The organism is Kitasatospora sp. NPDC001664 (assembly GCF_053596675.1).
The window spans coordinates 208,417-218,474 of the sequence record NZ_JBSFGS010000015.1; the positions used below are offsets into that span (position 1 = coordinate 208,417).

Here is a 10,058-nt window from a genome sequence, read left to right on the forward strand (position 1 = left end):
GGTCACGCCCGCACCTGCTCGGCCAGCTCCAGCGCCGCCCGCGCCATCCCGGCCGTCGCGGCCACGTCGGTCATCAGCAGCGGCACCGCCCGGCAGGCGATCCCGGCCGCCTCCACCGTCTCGACGGCGGCCGCGTCGGCGGTGTCCACCAGCCAGCCGTCCAGCAGCTCGGAGCCGTAGTCCAGCGCCACCGCCTCGGCGCTCGCCTCCACGCCCACCGCCGCCAGCACCTTGTCGGCCATCCCGCGCACGGGGGCGCCGCCGATGATGGGGGAGAGCCCGACCACCGGGGCGGCGGCCGAGGCCACCGCCTGCCGGATGCCGGGCACGCCCAGGATGGTGCCGATCGAGACCACCGGGTTGGACGGCGGCAGCAGGATGACGTCGGCCGCCGCGATCGCCTCCAGCACGCCGGGGGCGGGCTTGGCCGTGTCGGCGCCGACCGCGATGATCGCCTCGGCGTCCACCGCCGCGTGCAGCCGCACCCAGTACTCCTGGAAGTGCACGACGCGGGGCGCACCGTCCTCGGTGATCCGCACGTGGGTCTCGACCCGGTCGTCGCTCATCGGCAGCAGCCGCACGCCGGGCTGCCAGCGGGCGCAGAGCGCCTCGGTGACGGCGCTCAGCGGGTACCCGGCGGCGAGCATCTGGGTGCGCACGATGTGGGTGGCGAAGTCCCGGTCGCCCAGCCCGAACCAGTCCGGGCCGACCCCGTAGGCCTTCATCTCCTCCTTGACCGACCAGGTCTCGTCGGCCCGGCCCCAGCCCTGCTCCTCGTGGATGCCACCGCCCAGGGTGTACATCACGGTGTCCAGGTCGGGGCAGACCTTCAGCCCGAAGAGGTGGATGTCGTCCCCGGTGTTGCCGATGACGGTGATCTCGTCCTGAGGGCCGGTCAGTTCCCGGAGCCCGCGCAGGAAGCGCGCCCCACCGATGCCGCCTGCCAGTGCCACGATGCGCATGCGCCCATCCTGCCAGGCGGCACCCGCCGCGAGGCCACGGGCCGTCAGTGCGCGTCGATCCGGTGCTCGGCGGTGGCGGTGGTGGGAGCGGCGCCGTACTGGTTCATCTCCACCAGGCCCGGCGAGTAGAGGTGGATGGAGACGGCCGGCTCCAGCGAGGCGTTCACCATCTCGTGCAGGTACCCGGAGGAGAACACCCGGCGGGTGCCCTCGGGGAGCGGCCGCTGCTGTTCGCCGTCCTGGGTCAGCGCCCGCTCGACCAGCTCGCCCCGGACCACCGTCATCACGCCGGAGGAGGCGCCGTGGTCGTGGAAGCCGCTGCCCTGGCCGGGCAGCCAGCTGAGCAGCCAGACCTCGTAGCCGGGGCCGGTCTCCAGCCGGGAGTACCAGCGGGTGAGGGCGTCGTAGCGGACCAGCGGCTCCCAGCGGGAGCGGTCGGCGGCGATCTCGCGGACCAGCCGGGCGTAGCCGGCCACCGTGGTCGGGTGGGCGGGCAGGTCGGTGCGGGCCAGGTGCTGGAACGCGGTCGGGTCACCGGCGATCGAGACGTCGCTCAGGCCGTCGGTCCAGCGCGGGGCGGGCACGGTGGCGGCTGCGAGCAGACGCTGCTGCCGGGCGCGGTCACGGTTGCGCTTGCGGAGGCGGGGCATTCGCATGGGGCGGAATCCTCGGATGCGGAGATCGGCGGGTGTTCAGCCGGTCCGCGGGGATTCAGGGGGGACTGTCGCGCGGGCGGCCTCGGTGCTCCTGGGCGGCGCGCGGTGGGACGCGTGCGCCTAGATACAGGAACAGAGGCGACAACAGAGGGAGCTCGCGGCACGACGGAGCAGCGCCTGGCGGCGGCTCACGAGGGTGGCGAACTCTGACATGAGGGCAAGGAGACCGCAAGAGGGGCCCCAGTGTCAACCTGATCCCCCGGGCATTTGGGGAACTTCGAGCATGAACCACCGGATGGGGTGATAAATCACCCTCTATGTTTCGATGTGAAGATCGCCGGGAAGGCAGCCGGTGACCAGCGGCAACCGAGTGCGCCGCGGCCCGCGTCCACCCGTTCGGGGGGTGGTGGGGCTGAGGGGGCGTCAGGTTGACTGCGTGTCAGGCAGTGGGTGGTTCCGGCTGATTGGTCCGTTTAGGGCAGTAAGACCATCATGTCCGGATATGTACACTTGCCGTAGTGCCTTGGTTCCGGGGAGTGAATCCTCGGCCCAATACCAGAGCTCGGCTTGACTGGGCCAGAGTGACGCACATGTAATTTCACTCGTGTCGTTCCGCCGCTCCAGGCAACGGCAACACCACGGGGACGCCAAAAGGGGCAGAGGAGGCGCCAGAGATGAGCGAGCTCTTTGAGCTGTTGATCGGTGAGGGCATCGAAGAGGACGAAGAGGAGCTCGGCTGGCAGGAGCGGGCGCTCTGCGCCCAGACCGACCCGGAGTCCTTCTTCCCGGAGAAGGGCGGCTCCACCCGCGAGGCCAAGAAGGTCTGCCTGGCCTGCGAGGTCCGCTCCGAGTGCCTGGAGTACGCCCTCGCCAACGACGAGCGGTTCGGCATCTGGGGCGGTCTCTCCGAGCGCGAGCGCCGTCGCCTCAAGAAGAGCGCGGTCTGACCGGCCGTTCTCGAGTTCGTGCAGCGCCTCACCTAAGACGGTGGGGCGCTTTCGCATTTCCGGCCCGATTCCCGCACAACTCCCGAATGTGCCGACGGCACCCGGCGTCCGGGCCTCGCCGCACGGTCATGCCATCCCTTTTCCCCCGCTTCCGCACGTGCTCGGCGGTACACCGGGGACGAGGCCGCCACCCGGAGCCGTTAGTGTGGTGCGCCAACTCCCTTGGCCGCACCGAGAAGCTTGGGGCTCACGCACTCGATGACCGTCTACAGCCACCAGAGCGGCTTCTCCGCTGCCCGGCCTCCCGCATACCCGCGCCACCTGGTCACCGCCGTGATCGTCTCCCACGACGGTGCCCGGTGGCTCCCGCAGGCCCTGGCCGGCCTGCTCGGGCAGGACCGTCCGGTCCAGCGCATCCTCGCCGTCGACACCGGCTCCACCGACACCTCCCCCCAGCTGCTCCGGGACACCCTCGGCGACTGGCTGCCGGAGAGCGGTCCGCTGGTCCTCGGCCGCCGCTCCGGCTTCGGCAACGCCGTGGGCCAGGCCGTCTTCAACTCCCCGCCGCTGCGCCCCGAGGACCTCCCGTACAGCCTCGACCCCTCCGGGTACGACCCGGTGACGGGCGGTTGGGACGACTTCGGCGACCCGCTGGGCGCCGAGGACGAGCTCGGCCGCGGCGGCCCGCGGGAGACCGAGCCGGTCGAGTGGCTCTGGCTGCTGCACGACGACTGCGAGCCGCAGACCGACGCCCTGCGCCGGTTGCTCCAGGTCGCCGACTCCACTCCGACCGCCGCCGTGGTCGGACCCAAGCTGCGCAGCTGGTACGACCGCCGCCAGCTGCTCGAAGTGGGCGTCACCATCGCCCGCTCCGGCCGCCGTTGGACCGGCCTGGACCGCCGCGAGCAGGACCAGGGCCAGCACGACCAGGTCCGTCCGGTGCTCGCCGTCTCCACCGCGGGCATGCTGGTCCGCCGGGACGTCTTCGAGGAGCTCGGCGGCTTCGACAAGGCCCTCCCGCTGATGCGGGACGACACCGACTTCTGCTGGCGGGTCAACGCCGCCGGCCACCGGGTCGTGGTCGCCCCCGACGCGGTGCTGCGGCACGCCGAGGCGGCCAGCCGTGAGCGCCGCCAGATCGACTGCGGCTCCGCCCACCCGCACCGGGTCGACAAGGCCGGCGCCGTCTACACCCTGCTGGCCAACTCCAAGGGCCTGCTGCTCCCGTACGTGCTGCTCCGGCTGGTGCTCGGCACCCTGCTCCGGATGCTGGTCAACGTGGTCGGCAAGGACCCCAAGCAGGCGTTCGACGAGCTGGCGGGCCTGGGCCACGAGCTGGTCCGGCTGCCCCGCCTGCTGGCCGCCCGCAAACGGCGGGCCAGGACCAGGTCCGGCGACCCGCTGGACGACCGCACGCTCTTCCCGGCCCCCGGTGCCACCACCCGCCTCGCGGTCGAGGGCATGATCGGCGCCCTCGGCATCGGCGGCGGCGAGGACCCGGGCGCCGGCCGGCACGGCTCGGCCGAGTCCGGCCCGGGCGACGAGGACGCCGACGACCTGGTGGTCGAGCAGTTCGCCCTGATCAAGAAGCTGGCCCGGCGCCCCGCCCCGCTGCTCTTCACCGCCCTGCTGGTGGTCTCCGTGATCGCCTGCCGGAACCTCTTCGGCGGCGGCGGCCTGCTGGGCGGCGCGCTGCTGCCCGCCGCTGACGGTGCGTCGGGCCTCTGGTCGATGTACGCGGACGCCTGGCACCCGGTCGGCGGCGGCTCCACCGCCACCGCCCCGCCCTACCTGGGCGTGCTCGCGGTGCTCTCCTGGCTGCTGCTCGGCAACGCCGACCTGATGGTCGCCCTGCTGCTGGTGCTGGCCATCCCGCTCGCCGCGGTCAGCGCCTACCTGGTCTCCCGCCCGCTGATCGAGTCCAAGCTGGTCCGCGCCTGGGCCAGCGCCGGGTACGCCCTGCTGCCCGCCGCCACCGGCGCGCTGGCCCAGGGCCGGATCGGCACCGCGGTGCTCGCCGTGCTGCTGCCGCCGCTGGCCCGCGCCGCCGCGATCAGCGCCGGCCTCGGCATCCGTGCCGAGACCGCCGCCAAGGGCGCCCGCCCCGGCTGGCGGTCCACCTGGATGACGGTGCTGATGCTCACCGTCTGCACCGCCTTCGTCCCGCTCACCTGGGCCATCGCCCTCCCGCTCTGCCTGGCGGCACTGGCCCACGCGGTGCTGCGCGGCGGTGCCTACGGCTCCGGCGGCGAGGCCGTCCGGCTGCTCGGCCTGCGCGTCCTGGTGATCCTCGGCGCCCCCGTGCTGGTGCTCGCCCCCTGGTCGCTGGAGGTGCTCGCGCACCCGTCCCGGCTGCTGCTGGAGGCCGGGCTGCCCGGCCTGGAGGGCCCGGCGGCCAGCCCGCTCGGCCTGGCCCTGGTCAACCCCGGCGGCGCCGGGGTGCCGCCGGTCTGGCTCTCCGCCGGCGTGGTGCTGGCAGCCCTCGCCGCACTGCTGCGCGCCGACCGCCGCCGCGCCGTACTGGCGGCCTGGGGCGCCGCCCTGGCCGGAATGATCTTCACCGTGGTGGTGGCCGGCACCAGCGTCACCCCGGCCTCCGGCGGAGTCCCGGTCGCCGCCTGGGCCGGCCCGGCCACCCTGCTGGCCGGCGTGGCCCTGCTGGCCGCCGCCGCGATCGGCGCCGACGGTGCCAACGCCCGCGTCTCCGGCATTGCCTTCGGCTGGCGCCAGCCGGTCGCCGCCCTGGTGCTGGCCACCGCCGTGCTGGCCCCGTTCGGCACCGCCGTCTGGTGGGCCGTCACCGGCGCCGACGGCCCGCTGCGCCGGGGCGACGCCGCCCAGGTGCCCGCCTTCATCGCGGAGGAGGCCGGCACCACCGACCGCGCCCGCACCCTGGTGGTCACCGGGGACGGCGACACCGTGCGCTACGCCCTGGTCCGCGGCTCCGGCCTGACGCTCGGTCAGGCCGAGGGCACCGTGGCCCTCGACGACGACCCGAAGGGCGCGCTGGACGGCCTGGTCGGCAAGCTGCTCGGCGGCTCCGGCGGCGAGCAGGCCAAGGCCCTGGCCGCCCGCGGCATCGGCTACGTCGAGCTCAAGCAGCCGCTCACCGGCAAGGCCCGGGACGTGCTGGACACCACCCCCGGCCTGACCAAGCTCAGCGAGGAGGACGGCATCGGCCTCTGGCAGGTCACCGGTGCCACGGCCACCCGCGCCGCGGTGGTGGACGCCAAGGGCACGGCCAAGCCGTTCCCGGCCGGGGTCCGCGAGGTCCACGGCAAGCTCCCGGCCGGGGAGGCCGGCCGCACCCTGCGGCTGGCCGAGGAGGCCGCCCCCGAGTGGAAGGCCACCCTGGACGGCACCGAGCTGGAGCCGGTCACCCTGGACGGCTGGGCGCAGGGCTTCAAGCTCCCGGCCGGCGGCGGCACCCTGGACGTCACCCGCAGCGGCAGCCTGCTGCACACCGGCTGGATCTGGGCCCAGGTGCTGCTCGGCCTCACCGTCCTGGTGCTGGCGCTGCCCGGCCGACGCAACCACAACGACGACGACCTGCCCGAGGAGGTGGTGGCCGCCGCCGCGCTGGCCGCCGCCGCCCAGGCGCAGGCCCCGGCCCCCGGCAGCCGCCGGGCCCGCCGGATGGCCGAGCGCGGAGAGGGCGAGGAGCAGTCCGCGGCCGAGGAGACCGGCGTCTACGCCGCCATCCCGGCCCAGACCGCCGCCGAACCCGAACCCGCCGCCCCGGACGGGCAGTACCAGGACCCGTACCAGCAGGCCGACCCGTACGGCTGGGACCAGTACGCCGTCCAGCAGCCCGCCGCCGTGCCCTACGGCTACGAGCAGCAGCAGTCCTACGGCTACGACCCCTACCAGCAGGGCTACGAGCAGCAGCCGCAGCCCGAGTACCCGGGCTACGACCAGCCGGAGCAGCAGCCCTGGGTGCCGGGGCAGCCGCAGCAGGAGCCCTACTACGACCCCAACGACCCCTACGGCCAGCACTACCGGCCCGGATCGGGGAGCTGACCCGCCGTCATGAAGAAGCCCACTCTCAAGGCCCCCAAGCTCAAGGCCCCGGCCCTCAGGGCCCCCAAGCTCGGCAGGTCCGCCCCCGGGGCGGACGACCCGGGCGCCCCCGGCGACCCGCAGGCCTCCGGCCCGGGGGCGTCGGCCGGCAGCCGCACCGGCGTCTCGCTGCTGGCCGGCGCGGTGGCGATCGGCGTGGTCTTCGGCGTCGCCGAGCTGCGCCCGCCCGCCGATCCGGCGGCGGCCGCCCCGGCCGCCGCCGCCAGTGCCAAGGTCGAGCGCACCGCGCTGGTCTGCCCGCAGCCCCTGCACGGCCTGACCGGTTCGACCGCGCTCACGCTGTTCTCCCCGCAGGACACCGGGACGGGCGGCTACGGCGCGCTCTCCGACGTGGTCCCGCACGCCCCGGCGGCCGACGCCCCGTCATCCGCTCCCTCGGCGGCCCCGTCAGCCGCCCCGTCCGCCGCCGCCTCCGGTGCTCCCGCTCCGGCCGACGCGGCCCCGGCGGACGCCCGGGTGGTGCTGGCCAAGCCCGGCGTCCCGGTCAGCGGCCCGGCCGCCAACGCCGACACCGCCCCCGGCAGCACCGCGGTGGCCACCGGCGGGTACGCCCCCGGCTTCACGGTCTCCCAGACCACCACCGTCACCGACGAGCAGGGCCGCGGCCTGTCCGGCTTCAGCTGCACGCCGACCGGCACCGGCTTCTGGTTCTCCGGCGCCAGCACGGCGGGGGACCGGGTGGACTACGTCAGCCTGGTCAACCCCGACCCGGTGGTCCCGGCCGTGGTCGACCTCAAGCTCTTCGGGGACAAGGGCGCGATCGACAACCCGGCGGCCGAGGGCATCGCGCTCGGCCCCGGCACCTCGCAGGCGATCCGGCTGCCCTCCCTGACGAAGGACCAGAAGGACCTGGCCGTCCACGTGGTGGCCCGCAGCGGCCGGATCGGCGCGGCCGTGCACGCCGCCGACGGGAGCAAGGGCTCGGACTGGATCCCGCCCTCCGCCACCCCGGCCCCGACCCAGGTGCTGCCCGGCCTGGCGGCCGACAACTCGGCCGCCCGGCTGGTGGTCGCCGCCCCCGGCGAGGAGGACGCGGACCTGAAGATCCAGGTCTCCGGCCGCAACGGCTGGTTCACCCCGGCCGGCTTCGAGACCATCCACGTCAAGGCCGGCATGGTCAACGCGGTCGACCTCGGCCAGGTGACCCGGGGCGAGCCCGGCGCGCTGCGGCTCAGCCCGAGCGACCCGAGCCACCCCACCCCGGTGGTGGCCGCCCTGCGGCTGGACCGCGCCCAGAACGGCAAGTCGGACGCGGCCTGGATCACCGGCGCGGTGCCGGTCGGCCAGCGCGCCTCGATCGCCGACAACCGGGGCGGCAACGCCACCACGCTCTACCTGACCTCCACGGGCGAGCAGGAGGCCAAGGTGAAGGTCACCGCCTCGGCCGGCAGCGGCGGCGGCACCCCCGCCACCAAGGAGGTCTCGATCCCCGCCGGTGCCACGGTGGCCCTCCCGGCCCCCGAGCCGGCCGGGCTGAACGGGGTCTTCGGCCTGACCGTGGAGACGGTCTCCGGCGGCCCGGTGACGGCCGCGCGGATGCTCACGGCGACGGTGAAGGACGTCCCGGGCTTCACCGTCCAGGCCTTCCGCGACGACCACTCCACCGTCAGGATCCCGCAGTCCCAGCCCGATCCGGCGGTCCTGCTGCACTGACCCCGGCGCCTGACGCACCGACAGGAGCACGACGGAGCCCCCGGCCGGACCACCGGCCGGGGGCTCCGTCGTCACTCCTCGTCGTAGCGCGGATCGATCGCGTCGGGGGAGAGGCCGAGCAGGTCGGCCACCTGCTCGATCAGGATCTCGTGCACCAGCGCGGCCCGGTCGTCCCGGCTCTTGGCCCGGATCTCCACCGGCCGCCGGTAGATGACGATCCGGCTCTTGCGGCCCTGCCCGGCCGGCACCAGCCGTCCGAGCGGCACGCCGCCCTCCTCGTCGTCCTCCTCGCCGGGGGTCGGCACCTCCTGCACGGCGAACTCGACGTCCATCAGCTGGGGCCAGCGCCGTTCCAGGCGCTCCACCGACTCGCGGACGTAGTCGTCGAACAACTCGGAGCGGGTGAGCGAGATGGGCACCTGGGGCGGTGCCAGGGGTCCGCGCAGGCCACGGCCGTGCCGGTCGCGGTGGCGCCGGAAGCGGGGCTGGTCCGCCGGAGGTCGGGGTGCGGAGCTGTCCATATCAGTGTCGAGCGTAGTCCTTGGAGCCCCGGAAGTGGACCACCCCGGCGACGCCCATGTCGGCGACACGTGACACTCGGTGGGGGCGGGTCTTCGCGGCCTGGTCAGGAGTGCGGTACCGTCCACCCTCGTGAGCTCTGTACGTCGTTGTTCGCGGACCGCGTGCGGCCGTCCGGCCGTCGCGACGCTGACGTACGTCTACGCGGACTCCACCGCCGTGCTGGGCCCGCTCGCGACCTACGCCGAGCCGCACTGCTACGACCTGTGCGCCGAGCACGCCGAGCGCCTCACCGCCCCGCGCGGCTGGGAGGTCGTCAGGCTGGCCGCCGACACCAATCCGCTCCGCCGCAGCAGCGACGACCTGGAGGCGCTGGCCAACGCCGTTCGCGAGGCTGCCCGCCCCCAGACGCCCCGTCAGGCCCCCTCCAGGGAGCCGGAGTCCACCGAGGCCGGCCGCCGCGGCCACCTGAGGGTCCTGCGCTCGCCGGAGAGCTGACGGCCCGCGTCCGCCGAGCTGACGTACGTCGCCGTGTTCACCGACCGTCCATCACCTCCCGGTACGCTGCCCTGGTCTGAGTACCCAACAACTGGAGCGGTTGTGCGTGACCTGAAGCAGCTGGTGAAGGCGTACGACGTCCGGGGTGTGGTGCCGGACCAGTGGGACGAGGTGCTGTCGCGGGCGTTCGGTGCGGCGTTCGTGCGGGTGGTGGGTGCGTCGGCGATCGTGGTGGGTCACGACATGCGTCCGTCCTCGCCGTCGCTGTCGCGGGCGTTCGCCGAGGGTGCGGCGGCTTCGGGCGCGGACGTGGTGGAGATCGGGCTGTGCTCCACCGACCAGCTGTACTACGCGTCGGGGTCGATGGACCTGCCGGGTGCGATGTTCACGGCCTCGCACAACCCGGCGCAGTACAACGGGATCAAGCTGTGCCGCTCGGGTGCGGCGCCGGTGGGCCAGGACACGGGCCTGTCGCAGATCCGTGAGCTGGTGGAGTCGTGGACGGGCGCGGACGGCACGGTCGCGGTGCCGGCGCTGGACGTGAAGCCGGGTTCGATCTCCTCGAAGGAGACGCTGCGCGGTTACGCGGACCACCTGCTGTCGCTGGTGGACCTGTCGGCGATCCGGCCGTTGAAGGTGGTCGTGGATGCGGGCAACGGGATGGGCGGCCACACCGTGCCCACCGTGTTCGCGGGTCTGCCGCTGGAGGTGGTGGACATGTACTTCGAGCTGGACGGCACCTT

Annotated in this window: 7 protein-coding genes and 1 pseudogene; 5 read left to right on the forward strand and 3 right to left on the reverse strand. The window is 74.2% G+C overall.

Annotation, left to right across the window (positions count from 1 at the left end; genetic code table 11):
• Nucleotides 1–2: 2 nt before the first annotated feature.
• Complete coding sequence (gene cofD, locus ACWCYY_RS22620; RefSeq protein WP_449797033.1) at nucleotides 3–962, reverse strand: 2-phospho-L-lactate transferase; 960 nt, start codon at nucleotides 960–962, stop codon at nucleotides 3–5.
• A gap of 44 nt (nucleotides 963–1,006) precedes the next feature.
• Entirely contained in the window at nucleotides 1,007–1,618 is a 612-nt protein-coding gene (locus ACWCYY_RS22625) for a cysteine dioxygenase (protein WP_449797034.1), read from the reverse strand.
• Between the two features lie 674 nt (nucleotides 1,619–2,292).
• On the opposite strand from ACWCYY_RS22625, the gene ACWCYY_RS22630 reads away from it, so the two are divergent.
• The 3 genes from ACWCYY_RS22630 (at nucleotide 2,293) to ACWCYY_RS22640 (ending at nucleotide 8,298) form a co-directional block, all read left to right on the forward strand.
• Nucleotides 2,293–2,565: a WhiB family transcriptional regulator gene (locus ACWCYY_RS22630; RefSeq protein WP_145790473.1), complete on the forward strand. Its 273-nt coding sequence runs from the start codon at nucleotides 2,293–2,295 to the stop codon at nucleotides 2,563–2,565.
• Between the two features lie 258 nt (nucleotides 2,566–2,823).
• Nucleotides 2,824–6,585: a glycosyltransferase gene (locus ACWCYY_RS22635; protein WP_449797035.1), complete on the forward strand. Its 3,762-nt coding sequence runs from the start codon at nucleotides 2,824–2,826 to the stop codon at nucleotides 6,583–6,585.
• 9 nt (nucleotides 6,586–6,594) lie between these two features.
• Nucleotides 6,595–8,298: a DUF5719 family protein gene (locus ACWCYY_RS22640; RefSeq protein WP_449797036.1), complete on the forward strand. Its 1,704-nt coding sequence runs from the start codon at nucleotides 6,595–6,597 to the stop codon at nucleotides 8,296–8,298.
• Between the two features lie 71 nt (nucleotides 8,299–8,369).
• Here the strand turns inward: ACWCYY_RS22640 and ACWCYY_RS22645 are convergent, their stop codons facing one another.
• Nucleotides 8,370–8,819, reverse strand: a complete 450-nt coding sequence (locus ACWCYY_RS22645; protein ID WP_345284876.1) for a metallopeptidase family protein — start codon at nucleotides 8,817–8,819, stop codon at nucleotides 8,370–8,372.
• 79 nt (nucleotides 8,820–8,898) lie between these two features.
• Here ACWCYY_RS22645 and ACWCYY_RS22650 point away from each other — a divergent pair, with 79 nt between their 5' ends.
• On the forward strand, nucleotides 8,899–9,315 hold the full coding sequence (locus tag ACWCYY_RS22650; protein WP_345284874.1) for a DUF3499 domain-containing protein: 417 nt from the start codon (nucleotides 8,899–8,901) through the stop codon (nucleotides 9,313–9,315).
• A gap of 102 nt (nucleotides 9,316–9,417) precedes the next feature.
• Nucleotides 9,418–10,058, forward strand: a pseudogene (gene manB, locus ACWCYY_RS22655) (phosphomannomutase/phosphoglucomutase); the annotation flags it as partial.

Coding starts and splice junctions, on each gene's coding strand:
- cofD (WP_449797033.1), bottom strand. CDS start 962: ATGCGCATCGTGGCACTGGCAGGCGGCATCGGTGGGGCGCGCTTCCTG.
- ACWCYY_RS22625 (WP_449797034.1), bottom strand. CDS start 1,618: ATGCGAATGCCCCGCCTCCGCAAGCGCAACCGTGACCGCGCCCGGCAG.
- ACWCYY_RS22630 (WP_145790473.1), top strand. CDS start 2,293: ATGAGCGAGCTCTTTGAGCTGTTGATCGGTGAGGGCATCGAAGAGGAC.
- ACWCYY_RS22635 (WP_449797035.1), top strand. CDS start 2,824: ATGACCGTCTACAGCCACCAGAGCGGCTTCTCCGCTGCCCGGCCTCCC.
- ACWCYY_RS22640 (WP_449797036.1), top strand. CDS start 6,595: ATGAAGAAGCCCACTCTCAAGGCCCCCAAGCTCAAGGCCCCGGCCCTC.
- ACWCYY_RS22645 (WP_345284876.1), bottom strand. CDS start 8,819: ATGGACAGCTCCGCACCCCGACCTCCGGCGGACCAGCCCCGCTTCCGG.